Origin of the sequence: Paenibacillus radicibacter, from assembly GCF_024721995.1 — a bacterium.
GTDB lineage: Bacteria > Bacillota > Bacilli > Paenibacillales > NBRC-103111 > Paenibacillus_AM > Paenibacillus_AM radicibacter.
The window spans coordinates 302,806-321,559 of sequence record NZ_JANQBC010000002.1 but is presented as its reverse complement, the minus strand read 5'-3'; the positions used below and the strand labels follow the sequence as shown (position 1 = coordinate 321,559).

General features: G+C 44.4%; 21 protein-coding genes and 1 riboswitch. Of the genes, 20 read left to right on the top strand and 1 reads right to left on the bottom strand.

Features of this window, described 5'->3' with window-relative positions:
• Nucleotides 1–31 precede the first annotated feature (31 nt).
• The 12 genes from lplA to ytfJ all read left to right on the top strand — a co-directional run bounded on the left by lplA (nt 32) and on the right by ytfJ (nt 10,086).
• Nucleotides 32–1,030, top strand: coding sequence for a lipoate--protein ligase (lplA, locus tag NV379_RS06745; RefSeq protein ID WP_258206523.1), 999 nt, complete (start codon nt 32–34; stop codon nt 1,028–1,030).
• A 119-nt stretch (nt 1,031–1,149) separates the two neighbouring features.
• Nucleotides 1,150–2,055 carry a GNAT family N-acetyltransferase gene (locus NV379_RS06740; protein ID WP_258206522.1) on the top strand — a complete coding sequence of 302 codons (906 nt, stop codon included), beginning with the start codon at nt 1,150–1,152 and terminating at the stop codon, nt 2,053–2,055.
• A 35-nt stretch (nt 2,056–2,090) separates the two neighbouring features.
• Nucleotides 2,091–2,522: a peptidylprolyl isomerase gene (locus NV379_RS06735; RefSeq protein WP_258206521.1), complete on the top strand. Its 432-nt coding sequence runs from the start codon at nt 2,091–2,093 to the stop codon at nt 2,520–2,522.
• Nucleotides 2,523–2,670: 148 nt separating this feature from the next.
• Nucleotides 2,671–2,843: riboswitch (FMN riboswitch) on the top strand.
• A gap of 216 nt (nt 2,844–3,059) precedes the next feature.
• Nucleotides 3,060–4,205, top strand: a complete 1,146-nt coding sequence (gene ribD / locus NV379_RS06730; RefSeq protein WP_258206520.1) for a bifunctional diaminohydroxyphosphoribosylaminopyrimidine deaminase/5-amino-6-(5-phosphoribosylamino)uracil reductase RibD — start codon at nt 3,060–3,062, stop codon at nt 4,203–4,205.
• Between the two features lie 3 nt (nt 4,206–4,208).
• Nucleotides 4,209–4,895, top strand: a complete 687-nt coding sequence (gene ribE / locus NV379_RS06725; RefSeq protein ID WP_258206519.1) for a riboflavin synthase — start codon at nt 4,209–4,211, stop codon at nt 4,893–4,895.
• Nucleotides 4,896–4,912: 17 nt separating this feature from the next.
• Nucleotides 4,913–6,124, top strand: coding sequence for a bifunctional 3,4-dihydroxy-2-butanone-4-phosphate synthase/GTP cyclohydrolase II (locus tag NV379_RS06720; RefSeq protein WP_258206518.1), 1,212 nt, complete (start codon nt 4,913–4,915; stop codon nt 6,122–6,124).
• A 59-nt stretch (nt 6,125–6,183) separates the two neighbouring features.
• On the top strand, nt 6,184–6,654 hold the full coding sequence (gene ribH, locus NV379_RS06715; protein ID WP_258206517.1) for a 6,7-dimethyl-8-ribityllumazine synthase: 471 nt from the start codon (nt 6,184–6,186) through the stop codon (nt 6,652–6,654).
• A complete protein-coding gene (locus NV379_RS06710) occupies nt 6,654–7,301 on the top strand; it encodes a site-2 protease family protein (RefSeq protein WP_258206516.1) in 648 nt (215 codons plus the stop codon). The genes ribH and NV379_RS06710 overlap by 1 nt, the downstream gene beginning before the upstream one ends.
• A 40-nt stretch (nt 7,302–7,341) precedes the next feature.
• The gene (locus NV379_RS06705; RefSeq protein ID WP_258206515.1) at nt 7,342–8,124 is read left to right on the top strand and encodes a segregation and condensation protein A; all 783 of its coding nucleotides are present in this window, start codon (nt 7,342–7,344) and stop codon (nt 8,122–8,124) included.
• Nucleotides 8,093–8,710: an SMC-Scp complex subunit ScpB gene (scpB, locus tag NV379_RS06700; RefSeq protein WP_258206514.1), complete on the top strand. Its 618-nt coding sequence runs from the start codon at nt 8,093–8,095 to the stop codon at nt 8,708–8,710. Before NV379_RS06705 ends, scpB begins: the two co-directional genes overlap by 32 nt.
• An 86-nt stretch (nt 8,711–8,796) precedes the next feature.
• Nucleotides 8,797–9,498 (top strand): DUF2953 domain-containing protein, encoded by a 702-nt coding sequence (locus tag NV379_RS06695; protein WP_258206513.1) that lies wholly within the window; start codon nt 8,797–8,799, stop codon nt 9,496–9,498.
• Between the two features lie 96 nt (nt 9,499–9,594).
• The gene (ytfJ, locus tag NV379_RS06690) at nt 9,595–10,086 is read left to right on the top strand and encodes a GerW family sporulation protein (RefSeq protein WP_258206512.1); all 492 of its coding nucleotides are present in this window, start codon (nt 9,595–9,597) and stop codon (nt 10,084–10,086) included.
• Between the two features lie 51 nt (nt 10,087–10,137).
• Here ytfJ and NV379_RS06685 read toward each other — a convergent pair whose 3' ends face one another.
• Entirely contained in the window at nt 10,138–11,448 is a 1,311-nt protein-coding gene (locus NV379_RS06685; RefSeq protein ID WP_258206511.1) for an ArsB/NhaD family transporter, read from the bottom strand.
• A 204-nt stretch (nt 11,449–11,652) separates the two neighbouring features.
• On the opposite strand from NV379_RS06685, the gene NV379_RS06680 reads away from it, so the two are divergent.
• The 8 genes from NV379_RS06680 to ccsA all read left to right on the top strand — a co-directional run bounded on the left by NV379_RS06680 (nt 11,653) and on the right by ccsA (nt 18,738).
• Complete coding sequence (locus tag NV379_RS06680) at nt 11,653–12,834, top strand: D-alanyl-D-alanine carboxypeptidase family protein (RefSeq protein WP_258206510.1); 1,182 nt, start codon at nt 11,653–11,655, stop codon at nt 12,832–12,834.
• A gap of 29 nt (nt 12,835–12,863) precedes the next feature.
• Entirely contained in the window at nt 12,864–13,463 is a 600-nt protein-coding gene (locus tag NV379_RS06675; RefSeq protein ID WP_308860255.1) for a nucleoside recognition domain-containing protein, read from the top strand.
• 7 nt (nt 13,464–13,470) lie between these two features.
• Nucleotides 13,471–14,010: a spore maturation protein gene (locus NV379_RS06670; RefSeq protein WP_258206509.1), complete on the top strand. Its 540-nt coding sequence runs from the start codon at nt 13,471–13,473 to the stop codon at nt 14,008–14,010.
• Between the two features lie 77 nt (nt 14,011–14,087).
• The gene (locus tag NV379_RS06665; RefSeq protein ID WP_258206508.1) at nt 14,088–14,426 is read left to right on the top strand and encodes an N-acetylmuramoyl-L-alanine amidase; all 339 of its coding nucleotides are present in this window, start codon (nt 14,088–14,090) and stop codon (nt 14,424–14,426) included.
• Between the two features lie 19 nt (nt 14,427–14,445).
• On the top strand, nt 14,446–15,177 hold the full coding sequence (locus NV379_RS06660) for a pseudouridine synthase (protein WP_258206507.1): 732 nt from the start codon (nt 14,446–14,448) through the stop codon (nt 15,175–15,177).
• An 88-nt stretch (nt 15,178–15,265) separates the two neighbouring features.
• A complete protein-coding gene (locus tag NV379_RS06655) occupies nt 15,266–15,799 on the top strand; it encodes a redoxin domain-containing protein (RefSeq protein WP_258206506.1) in 534 nt (177 codons plus the stop codon).
• Between the two features lie 3 nt (nt 15,800–15,802).
• On the top strand, nt 15,803–17,485 hold the full coding sequence (gene resB, locus NV379_RS06650; protein WP_258206505.1) for a cytochrome c biogenesis protein ResB: 1,683 nt from the start codon (nt 15,803–15,805) through the stop codon (nt 17,483–17,485).
• On the top strand, nt 17,482–18,738 hold the full coding sequence (gene ccsA / locus NV379_RS06645; RefSeq protein ID WP_373426081.1) for a cytochrome c biogenesis protein CcsA: 1,257 nt from the start codon (nt 17,482–17,484) through the stop codon (nt 18,736–18,738). Before resB ends, ccsA begins: the two co-directional genes overlap by 4 nt.
• Nucleotides 18,739–18,754 lie beyond the last annotated feature (16 nt).

Sequence of the window (18,754 nt, the reverse complement as noted above, 5' to 3'; positions counted from 1 at the left end):
ATGTTATAAAATGGGGTATGGAGGGATGTACATGCGTTTTATTGACAATAAAGGGATTACCGATCCTCGAATTAATCTTGCGATTGAAGAGTTTGTACTCAAGCATTTGCAAATGGACGACAGTTACTTGCTATTTTATATAAACGAGCCATCGATCATTATTGGGAAGAACCAGAACACCATTGAAGAAATCAATGCGGAATATGTCAAAGAGCAGGGTATTAAAGTTGTTCGTAGACTTTCTGGCGGTGGTGCGGTTTATCACGACCTTGGCAACTTGAACTTTAGTTTCTTGACCAAAGATGATGGACAGTCGTTTCACAACTTCAAGAAGTTTACGGAGCCTGTTGTTCAAGCGTTAAATGAGCTAGGTGTCGAATGTGAGCTAACAGGTCGCAACGACATTCAAGTCGGAGAGCGCAAAATTTCAGGCAATGCACAGTTTATAACAAAAGGTCGTATGTTCAGCCACGGGACGCTATTGTTTGACTCGGAAATTGAGCATGTGGTGTCTGCTCTTAAAGTGAATGCGGCAAAGATTCAATCCAAAGGCACGAAGTCCATTCGTTCGCGCGTTGCGAATATTTCGGAGTTCTTGGAAGAGAAGATTACCATTCAGCAATTTAAAGAAGAGTTATTGCGTCAAATTTTCGGTATGGAGCCCGATCAAGTCCCACAGTATGAGTTAACAGAAGCGGATTGGGCGAAGATTCATGAGATTTCCACAGAGCGTTATCAGAACTGGGATTGGAACTATGGCAGATCGCCGAAGAGCAATATCCAGAACATGAAGCGTTTCCCTGTAGGTATCATTGATGTGCGTATGGACGTTGTGGATGGTCGAATGGAGGAGATGAAAATCTTCGGTGACTTCTTCGGCGTAAGTGACGTTGCTGAGATTGAGGACAAGCTTCGAGGCGTGCGTTATGAAGAATCAGAAATTCGCGAAGCGCTTGCGGATGTGGCGATTTCCAGTTATTTTGGCGCAATTACACTTGATGACTTTATTGATTTGATGTTCTTGCGTTAATTTGAATTGGATAAAATAAGTAGAAGATGTCGAGTCTCTCCTCTCCCATTAAGGGGCACTCGATATCTTTTTTTTGTGGTATAATTTAATAGAATTTTCTAAAATAAGGGGTTGGGTATTTGGTCAATCAGTATGAAGGGCATGGTCGTACGCAATTAACGACGGAAGAATTGAATCAAGTTGAAGCGTTGATGAAGATTTGTCAAACGCATGATAAGGTCACGATGAAGCTGAATTGGAGTATGCTCAGAGAACGATCGGGCGATGTAGTAAATGATTTTGTCTATGTGGACAATGGGCAGATCATTGGATTCCTAGGGTTATACAGCTTCGGAACCGTTGAAATAGAAGTGAGCGGAATGGTGCATCCGGATTACCGTCGTCAAGGTATTTTCACCAAATTGTTAAAGATGGCGATGGAGGAGTCTATAAAGCGTAAATATAGTAAAGTGCTGCTCATATGTCCGGGAAATTCCGAGTCGGCGAAGGCGTTTATCGGGTCCACAACTGGGAAGTATGAATTCTCAGAACACTACATGGAGCGTAATAGTAATGACGCTGGGGAAGTTGTGGTGCCAAGCACGGTAGAAACAAGCATAAGATTAGCACGTTATCCTGAAGATCGCGATGTGCTCATTCAATCGAACATGGAAGCATTCGAAATGACGCATGATGATGCAGCAGAATATGTAGATCAATGTGCAAAGAGTAAGGATGACTTAACGTTTATCGCTGATCTAGACGGTGTGCCTATCAGTAAAATTGGTGTGATGGTTCGTAAAGATTCAATCTTTATCTTCGGATTTGGAGTAAGTAAATCGATGCGTGGGCAAGGACATGGACGCAACATTCTGAATCAGACGATTGCTTATGGTCAGCAGCAATTGGGCAAACCGAATGCCGCACTTGAGGTTGCTGTTACGAATAGCGGGGCGCTTGGACTGTATGAATCTTGCGGGTTTGTCCATATGAGAAGTATCGATTATTACGCGATTTGTGCAGTGACATCTAATGGTGTAAAATAGACTCATCTTATTAATACATAGGAGTGAATTGCATAATGACAAAACAAGCTAAATTGACAATGAAAGACGGCGGCGAAATCCTTATCGAGCTTTTCGAAAAGGATGCTCCCAATACAGTTGCTAACTTTGAAAAACTAGTAAACGATGGTTTCTACAACGGTTTGAACTTCCACCGTGTAATCCCAGGTTTCGTAGCACAAGGCGGATGCCCGCAAGGTTCCGGTATGGGCGGCCCTGGTTACACAATCAACTGTGAAATCAACCCGAACAAACATGAGCGCGGTACACTTGCTATGGCGCATGCTGGACGCAACACTGGCGGTTCCCAATTCTACATCTGCTATGAAGCACAACCGCATCTTGATGGCGGACACACGGTATTCGGTAAAGTGACTCAAGGTATGGATCTTGTTGATACATTCAAAGGTCGCGAAGTAATCGAGTCCGTTGTAATCGAAGAAGTTTAAATTTTATAGCAAATTTTGCTCTGAGTGCGCAGGAATGCGGGCTCGGAGCTTTTTTGCGTCGATCAGATAAAGCCTGTGTCAAGATTGTGACAAGCTTCCTTGCAATTTGAATATTGGTTTGTTAGAATGCAGGGGTAGATCAAATGTGATGAACCTTCGGGGTGAGGTGCAATTCCTAACCGGCGGTGATGTATGGCAAGTAGTCTTGCCAGCAAAGTCCGTGACCCGCTGATCATGTAAGAAGCAGGGATGCTTCGATCAAGCGGTTGATCCGGTGCAATTCCGGAACCGACAGTAAAGTCTGGATGGGAGAAGGGGAATCATACGGTAATTTGGTGTTAAAGAAGCGTACGCAATTGTTGTGCTTTTTTTCACAAGAAGAGGAGCTTTCCGTTAGGAGGTCCCCCTTTTGTTTGCCGTCTGCAATAACATGTACAGTGAATCCGCCCCGTTCGCTTAAAACGGGGCTTTTTGTATGCATAAGTATATATGAAAGCCCCTCCGAAATCGAAGCTTGCGAGATTGGGAGGTGTTAACATGGACATTCTAAATGATGCGTATTATATGCGTCTCGCGCTGCAGCTAGCAGGTAGTGCGCAAGGACAGACGGGTATTAATCCAGTAGTAGGCTGTGTGCTTGTCAAAGATGGGCGTATCGTCGGAATGGGCGCACACTTGAAGCGTGGTCAGGCGCATGCGGAGATAAATGCCTTGCAAATGGCAGGATCTGAAGCTGCTGGAAGCACTGCGTATGTGACGCTTGAGCCTTGTTCACACTATGGGAAAACGCCTCCATGCAGCAATGCACTCATGGAGCGCGGGATCAAGCGTGTCGTCGTGGCGAGTGTCGATCCGAATCCGTGTGTAGCGGGAACAGGACTTCAGCGTATGCGGGATGCAGGGATTGAAGTGACGACGGGTGTATTGGCCGATGAGGCTGCGCAGCTTAATGAGGTGTTCAACAAGTTTATCGTCACCGGCATGCCGTGGGTGACGCTGAAGACGGCCGCCACACTAGACGGCCGGATCGCCTCCAAGACCGGTGATTCCAAGTGGATCACCGGAGAAGCCTCACGCGCTTACGTTCACATGCTGCGCCATCAACATGGCGCCATCATGGTTGGCGCGGGGACGGTCCGTGCTGACGACCCGTCGCTCAGCACGCGGTTATCCGTACCTGCGCTGCAGCCGGTACGTGTGCTCGTCGACGGCGCGCTCAGCACGCCGTCGCACTCGAAGGCGCTGCAAGGCCAAGGGCTGCAGCGCACAATCGTGCTGACGACCGCGGGTGCGTCAGCAGAGCGCCGCGCCGAGCTGGAAGCGCTCGGCGTAGAAGTCGTCACATGCGGCGACAGCGCGCATGTGGATTTGCCCCTTGCCCTGCGCGAGCTGGGCAAGCGAGATATCGCCTCCATCCTGTTAGAAGGAGGCGGGGGGCTCAACGGCGCGATGCTAGAGGCGCGCCTGATCGATAAGATGGTGCTGTTCTACGCACCCATCATCATTGGCGGCGAAGCCGCACCCGCGAACTTTACGTTCCGCGGGTTTGAGCGGATGAGCGAAGCAATCCGCCTCAAAAAGCTTAAAGTGGAACAATTCGGTGAAGATGTATGCCTAACCGGCTATCCACACTATGAGGACAATCCTCATGTTCCACTTTGTCAGAATGGGGAGGTGAAATAGCCAATGTTTACGGGAATAGTAGAAGAAGTAGGTACGATGCTGCGTGTGGAACGCAGCGGACAAGCGATGGTACTAACACTTCGCTCGTCGATGCAAGGTGTACTTGGCGATGTGAAGCTTGGCGATTCCATTGCGGTTAACGGTGTCTGTTTAACCGTAATTGCTTATGATCAATCTTCATTCATGGTCGATGTCATGCCAGAGACATACCGCAAGACGAATTTATCCTTATTGCGACCAGGAATGAAAGTGAATATGGAGCGTGCGATGGCAGCGACAGGGCGCTTCGGCGGACATATCGTTCAAGGACATGTCGATTGCACAGCGAAGCTCGTAACCCGCACACCGGAAGAGAATGCGGTTGTATTCCGATTCGAGCCCGAGCGCTTAGATGTGATGAGGTACATGCTTCGCGGCGGCTCGATTACAGTAGATGGCATTTCCCTTACGCTTGTAGATGTAACCGAGAACACATTCTCTGTATCGATCATTCCGCATACGCTTGCGGAGACTGCTTTGCAGTCGAAGCAGGCAGGCGACACGATCAATATGGAATGCGATATTCTTGGGAAATATATCGAGCGATTGCTCTTTTTCAAGGACAACAATCCCAATTCAACCGCTACTAAACAATCACGTTCGCAAGGCAGCTTAACCGACAGCTTTTTAGCGGAACATGGGTTTAAATAACGAAGGGTGGGTACGTAATGACGAATCACCAATTTAGTACCGTAGAAGATGCACTCGAAGATTTGAAATTAGGCAAAGTCATTATCGTTGTAGATGATGAAGATCGGGAGAATGAAGGAGATTTCATCGCCCTTTCCGATAAAGCGACACCTGAAGTTATCAATTTCATGATTACAGAAGGTCGCGGCCTTGTGTGTGTTCCGATCACAGAAGAGCGTGCACAAGAACTTGATTTGCCTCCTATGGTTGCTCAGAACACGGACAATCATGGTACAGCATTCACGGTTTCGATTGACCATGTGAATACGACGACGGGAATTTCTGCTCATGAACGTTCGGAGACGATCAAAGCGTTAATCTCTGCTGATGCAAAGAGCAGTGACTTCCGTAGACCGGGACATATTTTCCCATTGGTTGCGAAAAAAGGCGGCGTGTTGCAGCGTGCAGGTCATACAGAAGCAGCCGTAGATTTGGGTCGTATGTGCGGTTCCTATCCATCAGCAGTCATTTGTGAAATCATCAATGAAGATGGTACGATGGCTCGTGTTCCACAGTTGATGGAAATTAGCCAGAAACATGACCTCAAGATCATTACGATTCAAGCGATGATTGAATACCGCAAGCATCAAGAGAACTTGATTCACCGTGAGATCGACATTCAACTGCCAACTGACTTTGGTACATTCCGCGCCATCGCTTACACGAATGAAGTGGACGATAAGGAACATGTTGCCCTCGTTAAAGGCGACATCGACAGTAACGTTCCGACGCTCGTTCGCGTGCATTCTGAGTGTCTGACAGGTGATGTATTCCATTCTCACCGTTGTGACTGCGGTCCTCAGCTTGCAGCGGCACTAAAGCAGATTGATGATGCGGGCTCAGGTGTACTGCTTTATATGCGTCAAGAAGGTCGTGGTATTGGTCTAATTAACAAAATGAAAGCTTATGCACTTCAGGAGCAGGGATTTGACACGGTTGAAGCGAATAATAAGCTGGGATTTGCTGCAGATCTTCGCAACTATGGTATCGGCGCGCAAATCTTGAAAGACCTTGGTGTACAGAAGATGCGTCTAATGACGAACAATCCACGCAAGATTAAAGGTTTGGAAGGACACGGTCTAGAAGTAACAGAGCGTGTGGCGATCCAAATGGATGAGAACGAAGATAACCGCAAGTATTTACGCACGAAGAAGCAAAAGTTAGGTCATATGCTCACTTTTAATGACTAACTTTTTGTACACACTCGCAACCTCACATCATGTATATGAACAATAAGGAGAGATATCAAATGGTGAAAAATTATGAAGGTCACTTAGTATCCCAAGGGTTAAAATACGGTATTGTTGTAGGTCGTTTCAACGAGTTCATTACTTCCAAATTGCTTGGCGGCGCATTAGATGCACTTAAGCGTCACGGCGTACAAGAAGATGAAATTTCAGTTGCATGGGTTCCAGGTGCATTCGAGATTCCTCTTATCGCTCAAAAAATGGCACAAAGCGGCAAGTACGATGCTGTCATTACATTAGGTACTGTAATTCGTGGCTCAACTCCACACTTTGACTATGTGTGCAGTGAAGTAGCTAAAGGTGTCGCAAGCATTAACATGCAAACAGGCGTACCGACTATCTTCGGTGTGTTAACAACGGATTCTATTGAGCAAGCAATCGAGCGTGCAGGCACGAAAGCGGGCAACAAGGGCTGGGATGCGGCATCTGCTGCAATCGAAATGGCGAACCTCAGCAAACAGTTCTCCGTTTAATGAGTGGGATCATTTCTTATTTGGCAGTAGATTCTCTACTGTTTCGGCTGCTCGCCTTTTTGGCGGCAGCCTCTCTTCATGATTATGTGCACGCGCTTACAGCAAGCAAACTTGGTGATCCCACTGCACGGGAGCAAGGCAGATTGACGCTGAACCCTACTGCGCATATAGCGCCGTTTGGACTTTTAATGGTATTATTCGGGCCATATGGCTGGACGAAGCCAGTACCTGTGGATGCTGAGAAGTTTAAGGGGAGTCCACGTCTAAGCACAATTCTTACTAGTCTATCGGGACCACTTGCCAATTTAATCGTAGGCTTAATTTCTTGGTGGTTATACTTCGTTGTCTTAGCTGGCTACATGAGTGACTCTGCTATATCCGCTTTTCTACTCGGATTCCTGCAATATATGGTGATCGTGAATCTCTTATATGCTATTATTCATCTCCTCCCACTGTATCCACTTGATGGATGGAACATTATCCGAGCAATTTTTGGAAAATTGAATATGCAAGAACAACCGAGTAAGAACATATGGATGCTAGGTGGTATGTTCCTTACAATTGCGCTTATGGCACTTCCTTTTGGACAACATCTCTGGAGCAGTGTATACTTGGCTGTTGATAGGTTTATTTCCATGCTATTCTAGCATCTATTTAAATGGATGATGACAAGAAGGGGGAGCCCGATTGAAGGTACTGTACAAGCTGGACGTTTTTGAAGGTCCCCTTGATTTATTGCTGCATTTAATTGATAAGGCTGAAGTGGATGTGTACAACATCCCAATCAAAGAGATTACAGATCAATATTTGGAATATGTAAAAGCGATGGAAGAGTTCGAGATTGAAGTGACGAGTGAGTTTTTGGTGATGGCAGCGACGTTATTATCAATCAAGAGTAAGATGTTGCTCCCTAAACCACCTGTTGTGGAGCTCGATTTAGAAGCCTATGATGGGGAAGAACTTGATCCGCGGGCGGAACTTATTCAGAAGCTATTGGAATATCGGAAGTATAAAGCGATTGCGGATTTATTACGTGAAAAAGAATTGGATCGCAGCTTGGTGTTCACAAGGGAGCCGGAAGATTTAACAGCCTTCCTGACTCAAGTTGAAGAAAACCCAGTTGAAGGATTAGATATTAGTGATTTACTCCTGGCCTTTCGCCGTTCCCTCCGTAAATTAGTTTCGCGAACGACTGTAGCCAAAATCCGCCGCGATGAAGTATCTGTTAAAGACCGTATGGGGGAAATTATACAGATGCTTCAGATTAAGCGAGGGAAAGTGCTTTTCTCCAAGTTATTTGATTATGAGCTTACGCGTGAGGAGATCATTGTCACATTTCTAGCGATGCTGGAACTGATGAAGCGTAAAGTAATCTCTTGTTATCAGCACAACTTATTTGAGGAAATTGTGATTGAAGCACGAGAGGAGGCTATAAAGGTTGAACTCACGGGAGATGAAATCAATTATTGAGGGCTTGCTGTTCGCAGCAGGTGATGAGGGTTTGGATGTGAAATCGGTCGCTGAAGTACTAGAGATCGATACACATTTATCCGGACAGTTACTGAAAGATTTACAGCGCGATTTAACGCGAGAGCGAAGAGGGATTCGAATTGCGGAGGTGGCAGGTTCATATCAACTGACGACGCTACCGGATCATGCTCCGTATTTTGAACGAATGGCTCAAAGTCCATCCCGATCTTCTCTATCCCAAGCTGCGCTTGAAACACTCGCTATTGTGGCGTATAAGCAGCCTATTACGCGGATTGATGTTGAAGAAATTCGTGGGGTAAAATCAGAGCGGCCTTTACATAGGCTTGTGGGTAAAGGTTTAATTTGTGAAGTCGGTCGTGCCGATGCCATTGGTAGGCCGATTCTGTATGGAACATCGAAGCAGTTTTTGGAGCACTTTGGAATCAACTCCCTTAAAGAACTACCAGATTCGTCGGCCATTCAGGGTGAACTTGACTTGAAAGCAGAATCGAGAATGCTCTTCGATAAGCTCGACACGGATCAAATTACATTTGAACAATTGGAAGATGAAAGAAAAGGAATGTAAATCGTTCCTGCAAGCTATACTAACTCCGAATCGTGAAGTTGAAACTTCATGGTCGGAGTTTTTTTGTATAGGGGGATTTCGTCGCAATGGGATGGCTTTGGTGGATCATCGGAATTATTGTAGGGCTTATCCTACTTCTATTTGCCTTGTCTTGGACTTATGTTGAAGGCAAAGTTCATATCAGGCGAGAGAAGAAGAATGATTCTCTTACGTTCGAATTTAAGGCGCTATTTGGGCTTATTCGTCATGAGTTTGATATCCCGGTTGTAGAATTAATCAACATGAATCAAGGGGTCGAAGTGAAGAGTAAGGAGGAGAATACGAACAAGAAACAAACAGTTGGCAAGAAGAAAAGGTTCTATAACTTTAGAACCATTCAGAAGAGCCTATATAATTTTCAAAAATTATATCACCAAACACGGGGGCTTAATCGCTGGTTGAAACAAACATTATCGAATGTGGAATGTCGTAATTTTTATTGGGACACACGCATTGGGATTGGCGATGCTCCTGATACAGCGATGCTTGTTGGTGCAATCTGGGCGGTGAAGACGACACTTCTTGGGTGGTTATTTCGTTATATTCAATTGGAAAAACCACCGAAGCTATCTGTAAGTCCTCAATATAACCAACTTACATATTCCACCGAACTTCTCATTACGCTTCGAATCCGAATCTTCTACATATTGTTATCGCGCTGGCGCCTCATTCTTCGCTTAATGCAGAGTAAAGGCGGTATGCGGACATGGAAAAGAATTTTCAGGAAAAACAGGAAAGCGGCAGCATAGCTTAATTAACTTGGAAGGCACATAGTCAAGTTAAGTTAGGACATGCTAATACAGAAGCGAAGGCGTTAATCTATACGTAATTAGGAGGTATTAGGGATGTCTGAACACCCGATTCAAGGTTTAATGAAGACGGCAATGGAGAACATCAAGGCCATGGTGGACGTGAATACCATTGTGGGCGACCCTGTTGAAACACCAGATGGCTCGGTCATCATGCCGATTTCTAAGATTGGATTTGGTTTTGCTGCCGGGGGATCTGAGTTTGTTCCATATTCAGAGGACGACAATCAAGGAGGTAACTCCAACTCCAATCAGCAACAAGGTGGCAGTAGTAGTGGCCAATATCCGTTTGGTGGTGGTAGCGGTGGTGGTATCTCCATTACGCCAATTGCTTTTCTTGTTGTAAGTAAATGTGGCGTTAATGTTCTTTCCTTAGAACGTCATACGCACATCTTGGAGCGTATCATTGATACGACACCGACAATCATTGATAAAGTGCAGCAAATGATGTCTAGCGGTGGTTCATCGTCTAACTCATCCAGTTCCGATGCATCCAGTTCCTCTAATTCTAACAACAAGCATCATTAATAGTCGTTTCACAAGTAAAAGGGGGTGTCACTGGACACCCCCTTCGTCTGTTTAAGGTAAGAAAATAATGTATCGGAAGTAAATATACACATTGGCGATAATGATGGAGACGAGGGTGATTGGCGCTCCTATTTTCAGAAATTCAAAGTAAGAGAAGCCTTTGCCTTCTTTAGCAGCCATACCCGCTACGATAACGTTCGCAGATGCTCCAATAATCGTTCCATTGCCGCCTAGACACGCGCCAAGCGCTAAAGACCACCATAACACATTGATTTGACTTGAAGCCGCGTCTAAGCCTAAACTAGCCGCCATATCTTTGATGAGTGGAATCATCGTTGCTACGAATGGAATGTTATCAATCGTTGCGGAAGCAATGCCTGATACCCATAGGATGAGCAAGGACGCAGATCCGATATCACCATTCGTAATACTTAAGATTTTCTCTGCCAAGCTGCTAATAATACCTACTTCTTGCAAACCACCGACGAGTACGAACAATCCACCGAAGAAGAAGATCGTAACCCATTCTACCGAATCAAGTGCTTCTTCCACTTCATGCTCGGTTTTAAGACCTATGAGCATCAATAATGATGCACCGAATAAAGCGATAACGGACGCTTCTACATGAATGACGGAATGTAAGACAAATCCTAACATCGTAATGCCGAGAATAATCAAAGATTTCATCATCAGCGGACGATTACGGAGATAGTCCTTCTCATCGAGCTTCATTAGATCGGCTTGTTTTTCAGGATTTGGCTGCAATTGCTTGCGATAGATAAAGTACAAGAGAGTGGTCGTTACAGCCATAATAATTACAGCAATCGGTCCAAGATGCAAAAGGAACATATTAAACGTTAAATGGGGATTCGAAGATCCAATCATAATGTTAGGTGGATCCCCGATTAATGTAGCAGTTCCCCCAATGTTGGATGCAATAATTTCAGAGATGAGATACGGTACAGGATTCACACCAAGAATACGCGTGATCGATAACGTAACAGGAACAACTAGAAGAACCGTTGTCACATTATCGAGGAAAGCCGAGCCGATTGCCGTAAGGATCGACATCATGACTAAGATTTGAATCGGGTTACCTTTGCGGGCTTTGGCAGCTTTAACCGCTACATACTGAAATACCCCTGTTTTATTCGTAATGCCAACCAAGATCATCATACCGATCAAAAGTATGATTGTGTTCCACTCGATATATTGGGTAAAGACTTTGTGGATATCGAGAATACCAAGAATAATCATGAGTCCCGCACCTACTAGTGCGATGATGGCGCGGTTTATTTTTTCTGAAATCACGATGGCATACGTGATCAGAAAAATGATGAGCGCTATCCATGTTTGGTCCATATGTACCACTCTCCTTTTTATAGGGACATGCTAAAAAAAAGAAAAGAGGAGCCTTGGTGACTGGCTCCTCCATTATGTTCCCCATATTCATTTAATTAAAAATTATAACGACATTTGCTATGGATGTAAATACAGGAAATATCATATTTCATTGTGGGATAAGCATATATATGCTATAGGAATCAATTTGTAGGAGGAAAATGCATGCGCCCGTACGCAAAAAAGTGGTTGATGTTAACGCTCATCATCAGTTTATGTTTAACAGTTATCGTCCCATCCAGAGGTGCGTTTGCTGACGAATCATTCGTTATGGATAACGCCAAAGGGGCAGCGTTGATCGATGTGACTTCCGGTCGTATTTTATATGGACATAATGCGGACAAGCCGATGCTAATTGCATCTCTAACTAAGGTTATGACCGCTATTGTTGCGATTGAAAATGGAAATCTAAGCAGTGCAGTGACCATTAGCATGCGTGCGGCAGGCAAAGAAGGTTCATCTTTGTATTTAAAACTCGGACAAGTTATTAGTCTGAATCAATTATTACAAGGGATGATGCTGCGCTCTGGTAATGATGCGGCAACTGCGGTAGCTGAACATATAGGCGGCAGTGTAGAAGGATTCGTCTATATGATGAATGAAAAAGCGCAGATGCTTGGTATGACGCAATCTACATTCGCGAATCCAACAGGACTCGAAGATAACGGTGTAAACAAATCATCAGCTGCCGATATGGCGAAGCTGACTGCATATGCGCTTCATAATCCGGTGTTTCAAGAGATCGTGAAGACCAAAGAAGCGCGGGTGCCGAATCCGAATGATGGCGGTAATTACTTGTGGCAGAACAAGAATAAGATGCTCCGCATGTATGAAGGTGCTGATGGTGTGAAAACCGGATTTACGAAGCTTGCTAGACGTTGTTTGATTTCCTCGGCAACAAGAGGAGGACAGCAGTTAGCAGTCGTAACGTTGAATGATTCAGATGATTGGGCGGATCATGCGCAATTATTGAATTATGGATTCAAAAATTTCCCGCTTGTGGAATTGACGCATAAAGGCGATCAAATTGATCAAACCGGTTGGGTTGCAGGTCGATCATTCTTGTATCCGCTGCGCACGAATGAGCAATCAGGCTTAACCCATACAATTACTCCGTATCAAGTAGGGTCAACCGATGAACAGTTAGGACGTAAAGGATTGCTTAATTACCAACTAAATGGAAAAGAAATCGGTAGAAATATACTTTATGAGCCTAATTCTCCTTATTTGACGATGGACGCGCAAGCTACAATGGGGTTCAAGGCAACGGAAGTTCACATTACGAAGCTGAAACGATTCGTTCTGATGTGGAAGAATGTGTTCCATAGATTAGTGACTTTACTCTAAACGAACAAAGCGATGGGGTGGTGAGACAAGTGGTCAACTGGATCTGGTTATTCTTTATCGTTGCGGGGTTTGCTGTTGCTGCAATACAAGGGAATGTAGAAGTGGCGACTCAAGCTGTGTTTGAAGGAGCGAAAAGCGGTGTGACCGTTTGTTTCGGTCTCATTTCGATCTTGGTATTCTGGCTTGGGATTATGCGTATTGCGGAAGATGCAGGGATACTACGGAAGTTGTCAGCATGGCTAAGACCGGTTGTACAATTTCTATTTCCGTCTGTGCCGAGTAATCACCCTGCTATTGGCTATATCATGTCGAATATGAGCGCAAACATACTTGGACTCGGCAATGCAGCAACTCCGATGGGAATTAAGGCGATGCAGGAATTGCAGCGGCTCAATGGTAACAAGGAGATCGCTTCACCTGCAATGTGCACGTTACTGGCATTAAATACGTCTTCAGTGACGCTTATTCCAACAACACTCATTGCGATTCGAATGAATTACAATTCGCTCAACCCTGCCGAAATTGTTGGCACGACGCTGCTCGCGACGCTCGTCTCAACTGCAGCTGCAATTATGATTGATCGTTGGTATCGGAAGAGACACGAATTAAACCCGATCAAGAAAGGGTGATACGCAAATGTTTGCATTTATTTCTTTGATTTCTTCATGGGCGATTCCCGTCATGGTCGTGTTTATTCCACTATTTGCAGCTTATCGAAAAGTTCCTGTGTATGAGTCCTTTGTGGAAGGTGCGAAAGATGGATTCGATACCGCGATCAAGATTATTCCTCATTTAGTTGGGATGATGGTCGCCATCTCTGTCTTTCGTGCTTCAGGAGCGATGGACCTCATACTAGGGTTTATCAAGCCGTTATTTGACGCCCTGGGAGTTCCAAGTGAAGTGCTGCCGCTCGCTTTCTTGCGTCCGATTACCGGAGCGGGTTCTCTTGCATTTACAACGGATCTCATTGCACAGTTCGGACCTGACTCCATGATTGGTCGTATCGCGGCCACGGTTCAAGGAAGTACGGATACCACCCTTTATGTGATTACGGTGTATTTTGGTGCGATCGGTGTGAAGAGAGCAAGTTACGCGCTTAAAGTCGGACTCATGTCTGATCTTGTTGGCTTTATTGCATCCGTTATTATTTGTTTACTTGCATTTAGTAGCCTATAGATTTTAACCGATTAGGAGGATGCATCATATACTGCATGAGGCATTAGTTAGGCCAATACAGCTCGAGGTGATTCTCCTTGCAATGTTTAGGTATAATTATTCATCACTCCGCGTGTCCCTCCATTAATGGCAAAGGCTATGATTATATGGTGCTCACTAACGGGGTCATTGTGTCACTGCCAGAACCTGCCGATTCGCAGTATGTTCATCTCTGCATAGAAGGAGATTTTTCAACCAAACAAGAACGTACAACCGAGCAGCGTGAGCAGGTTTTTATGGCACATAAGCTGCTGTTAAGGCTGCTTTCCATTTTCCAAATTACAGAAGAACGCGTTTTTTCCCACTGTTCAACATGTCCAGGGGGTTATTTTCCGTGGAGTCAACTTGTGATTTCCTCGAAGGATGGTTATCATTAGCTTGAGGTGAATTTCTATCATGGAAGAAAGATTACAGAAGGTACTTGCAGCAGCAGGTATCGCATCCCGTAGAAAATGTGAAGAAATTATTTTGGCAGGTCGTGTTCAGGTTAATGAAGAAACCATCACGACACTTGGCGTTAAAGTGGACCCAGCTGTAGATGAGATCACAGTTGATGGTAAACGAATAGCTGGTGAGAACAAAATATATGTGGTACTGAATAAACCCAAAGGTGTTATTACATCTGCGAATGACCCTGGTGGTCGTCGAGTGGTAACGGATTATTTAAAAGGGATTGACGAGCGCGTGTATCCAGTCGGTCGATTGGACTATGACACGGAAGGTTTACTTTTACTTACGAATGACGGTGAATTCGCACATCTGTTAACGCATCCGAAGCATCACGTGCCGAAGACGTATCACGCAACGGTGAAGGGTGTGCCGCACGGTTCGATTTTGGACAAGCTTCGTTCTGGAATTGAACTTGAAGATGGCATGACTGCACCAGCAATCGTTGAGTATGCAGACGTAGATACTGACAGTAAGGAGAGTGTAATCTCGATTACGATCTTCGAAGGGCGTAACCGCCAAGTACGTCGTATGTTCGAGGCTGTATCATTCCCAGTTGTTCGATTAAGACGTGTTCAATTTGGTTCGATGACGCTGTCTGGGCTTCCGCGAGGCAGGTACCGTCACTTGAAACCTGATGAAGTGAAAGAGCTATTGGATGAGGCTTTACGCTCCAAGTAAGGACACATAATATTCAAAAATGAATGATTTAAGTCACAAAGCTCTTCGTTATAATAAAGTTAAAGTTATAGACGTAGGAGATTTGACGATGAAAAAAAATAAAAAGTGGATTCAATTACTCATTTTTGGGTTTGTTCTTGTTATTGGAGCGTTCACTGTTTTCTCGAATTTAAAGTCAGAAACAGTTAAACCTCCGAAAGTTGGGGATAAGGCAATTGATTTTACGCTGCAAGGACTTGATGGTCAAACCTATCAGTTCTCCGATATACAAAAAGGTAAAGTGATCGTGATGAATTACTGGGGGACGTTCTGTCCTCCATGTAAGGCAGAAATGCCTGCACTGCAGCGTCAGCAAGACAAATGGAAAGATAAAGATGTCTTGATTCTAGGCATGAACATGGATAATAGCCGTGTGACAGCGCAACAGTTTCTAGATGAGCTGAATTTAAACTTATTTTCTTTGCATGACGAAAAAGATGTAGTTCGCAAGCAATATGGGGTTAAAGATTATCCGACAACATTCTTCATTGGAAGAGATGGAAAGATTAAAGAGATTCGAGTCGGCGAAATGGATGAGCCTTATATTGATCGGATGATCTCTCAAATTGTGCAGGGAGGATAGACTATGATTACGAATACGAAATGTGAATGCGGTCACCAGAATCATCTGGGGACCGTATTGTGTGAATACTGTGGAAAACCACTATTTGAAGATGAGCATGCGGAAAGTTTAGAGAGTTTAGAGATGCGTTATGACGGTGTAGCCCGTCGTTCTCAGAAAGAGAATCCGACCATTCTGGATCGGGTTTGGAACTTCTTTTCCTCCGTTAAAGTAGCGATTTATCTCATTCTGGCGACTTTATTATCTTCTATTCTCGGTACGATTTTGCCACAGGAAAATACCTTTTTTGGTATCGACCCATCTGTTTACTATAAAGAGACTTACGGGCTAGTTGGAGAAATCTACTATTTGCTTGGGCTTTCACATACATACGAGACTTGGTGGTTTATCACTTTGCTCTTTATGATTGGACTATCGTTAATTATTTGCTCGCTGGATCGAGTGCTTCCGCTATATCGCGCTTTGTCCAAACAACAAATTCGCAAGCACTTACGGTTTGTTTTAAGGCAAAAGGTAGTTTATCAAGGGGAAATACCTGCAGGACTTAGTGAAGAAGCTTGGATCGAACAAGCAGCTACCCTACTTCGCAAAAAAAATTATCGCATCCATCGTGATGGCACAGCGCTTCTAGCGGAGAAATACCGCTTTTCCCGTTGGGGTCCTTATGTGCTGCACATTGGACTTATTATTTTCTTACTAGCAGCACTAATGCGACTATTGCCAGGCTGGCATATGGATGCCTATATGAATTTGCTAGAGGGCGAGACGAAGAGAATCGAAGGAACGCCTTATTTTATCAAAAATGAGAAGTTCACGATGGAAGTCTATGAAGATCATGAGATGACAGAAGAGTTCAAAGCGCGTAATAGACTTGTTCCAAAAAAATTCGAAACACAATCTGTTCTGTATCGATGTACAGCAGATTGCGATACATCAGGTAAAGAACCCGTTCTAGAGGAAATCATGAAGTACAATATCGAAGTGAATAAGCCGCTTATGTATGATGGCCTTATGATTTATCAGAATGGATATCGAGATTTGCCAGTACCGCAATTAATTGCGGTCAAACCGAAGTTGATCAATAAGCAAACGGGGCAAGAGATCGGTGCATTCGAGCTATCTATGAAAAAGCCACAGGAGAAAGTGAAGCTAGGTGATTACACATTAACCCTTCGTAACTATTATCCGGAGTTTATTCTTGATCCGAAGACAGGGATGCCGACAACGGCTTCGAATGAACCGAAAGTACCTGCTTTTATTTATCAGATCGAAGGTCCAGGGCTTGCAGCTGGTGGTGAGCCGTATCTGTATTTCCCGCGTCAAATTGATAAAACTGTATTTAGGCAGAACGATATTAACGGTGCTTTGGCAAATAAAGTTGAGCTTGCTGTTGGGACAATGGAAGATGTACAGATCGCACAATACAATTCATTCTTGAATGTTCGTGAAGATCGTGGACTTCCATTTATCTGGGTAGGTTCAATTATCGGAATGATTGGACTTATTATGGGCTTCTACTGGCAGCATCGCCGGGTATGGATTCGCATCGATGACAGAATACTCGCACTAGGTGCACATACGAATAAGAATTGGTTCGGTTTTAGAAAAGAAATTGCAACCATTCTTCATACAACAGGCATAGAAGTGGATCCAAAGTCACTTAATCAAGGAGGGGTAGAGTCTTGAATACAGAATCACTTAGCTCGATGGCATTATTGATCGCATTCTTTGTATATTTAACAGGCTTTATTGTGTTCGTACTTGCGATTCTAGGTAAGAAATGGACGCGTAATCGTACGGAAGAGGAAGCAACTGCACATGTTAAGCGTTGGGGCTGGGCTGGTTATATTATTTCTGTAATAGGTTTTATTGCACATCTCGTCTTTTTCTTCGCCAGATGGGTAGAGGCAGGACATATTCCAACAAGTAATTTATTCGAGTTTATGACGTTCCTAGGTATGATGATTGTACTTGCCTTCCTTATTGTTTATTTGATTTACAAATCGCCGGTACTTGGCGTATTCGCATTACCGATCGGATTTATCATCATTGCCTATGCATCTGTCTTCCCAAGCGAAATTCAGCCATTAGTACCGTCCTTGAAAAGTTACTGGCTTAGTATTCACGTTACATTTGCAGCAGGTGGAGACGCATTCTTCGCAGTTGCCTTCGCCGCAGGACTTATGCATTTGCTACGTACCATAAATTTCAAGGGAACTTCTAAGGGTGAAAAACGCGAGCAACGTGGCGTTGAGTTTACTTTGTTTGTTATAATTATGCTGACAGCGTTTATTGCGCTGACATTTACTTTCAATGCATCAGGTTATAAAGCTAAATTTTCTGCAGAAGAAACGATTCAAGATCAAGTACAGACAGTAGAATCTATTTATGTACTTCCTCCTGTAATTGGACCACATGGCGGTAAAATGCTTGAAATGCAGCCATTCTTAGGTATGGAGAAACCGCTTATTGAAGCTCCAAGTTGGATGAAGGGTGCGAATGCAGGACGTAAGCTCAACACAGTAGCATGGTCGGCTGTGGTCGGATTGCTACTCTATGGTGTGCTTCGCTTGCTCGTACGTAAGCCATTAAGCGCTTCCTTAGCGCCATTGTTAAATGGGATGGATCCCGAAGATTTGGATGAGATATCGTATCGTGCCATTGCAATTGGCTATCCAATCTTTACACTAGGTGCCTTAGTATTTGCGATGATTTGGGCGCAAGAAGCATGGGGCAGGTTCTGGAGCTGGGATCCGAAAGAAGTATGGGCGCTTATTACATGGCTATTTTATGCGGTTGTATTACATTTCCGCTTATCGAAAGGCTGGATCGGTAAACGTTCCTCTTGGCTTGCGGTTATAGGATTTATCGTTGTGATGTTTACTTTAGTGGGAGTTAATCTTGTAATTGCTGGCTTGCACTCCTATGCGGGGGTTTAATCGTACGGAAGGAAAG

What these genes read in the sequence shown, in the direction of transcription:
- lplA (WP_258206523.1), top strand. Translation starts at nt 32, where the DNA reads ATGCGTTTTATTGACAATAAAGGGATTACCGATCCTCGAATTAATCTT.
- NV379_RS06735 (WP_258206521.1), top strand. Translation starts at nt 2,091, where the DNA reads ATGACAAAACAAGCTAAATTGACAATGAAAGACGGCGGCGAAATCCTT.
- ribD (WP_258206520.1), top strand. Translation starts at nt 3,060, where the DNA reads ATGGACATTCTAAATGATGCGTATTATATGCGTCTCGCGCTGCAGCTA.
- ribE (WP_258206519.1), top strand. Translation starts at nt 4,209, where the DNA reads ATGTTTACGGGAATAGTAGAAGAAGTAGGTACGATGCTGCGTGTGGAA.
- NV379_RS06720 (WP_258206518.1), top strand. Translation starts at nt 4,913, where the DNA reads ATGACGAATCACCAATTTAGTACCGTAGAAGATGCACTCGAAGATTTG.
- ribH (WP_258206517.1), top strand. Translation starts at nt 6,184, where the DNA reads ATGGTGAAAAATTATGAAGGTCACTTAGTATCCCAAGGGTTAAAATAC.
- NV379_RS06710 (WP_258206516.1), top strand. Translation starts at nt 6,654, where the DNA reads ATGAGTGGGATCATTTCTTATTTGGCAGTAGATTCTCTACTGTTTCGG.
- NV379_RS06695 (WP_258206513.1), top strand. Translation starts at nt 8,797, where the DNA reads ATGGGATGGCTTTGGTGGATCATCGGAATTATTGTAGGGCTTATCCTA.
- ytfJ (WP_258206512.1), top strand. Translation starts at nt 9,595, where the DNA reads ATGTCTGAACACCCGATTCAAGGTTTAATGAAGACGGCAATGGAGAAC.
- NV379_RS06685 (WP_258206511.1), bottom strand. Translation starts at nt 11,448, where the DNA reads ATGGACCAAACATGGATAGCGCTCATCATTTTTCTGATCACGTATGCC.
- NV379_RS06680 (WP_258206510.1), top strand. Translation starts at nt 11,653, where the DNA reads ATGCGCCCGTACGCAAAAAAGTGGTTGATGTTAACGCTCATCATCAGT.
- NV379_RS06670 (WP_258206509.1), top strand. Translation starts at nt 13,471, where the DNA reads ATGTTTGCATTTATTTCTTTGATTTCTTCATGGGCGATTCCCGTCATG.
- NV379_RS06660 (WP_258206507.1), top strand. Translation starts at nt 14,446, where the DNA reads ATGGAAGAAAGATTACAGAAGGTACTTGCAGCAGCAGGTATCGCATCC.
- NV379_RS06655 (WP_258206506.1), top strand. Translation starts at nt 15,266, where the DNA reads ATGAAAAAAAATAAAAAGTGGATTCAATTACTCATTTTTGGGTTTGTT.
- resB (WP_258206505.1), top strand. Translation starts at nt 15,803, where the DNA reads ATGATTACGAATACGAAATGTGAATGCGGTCACCAGAATCATCTGGGG.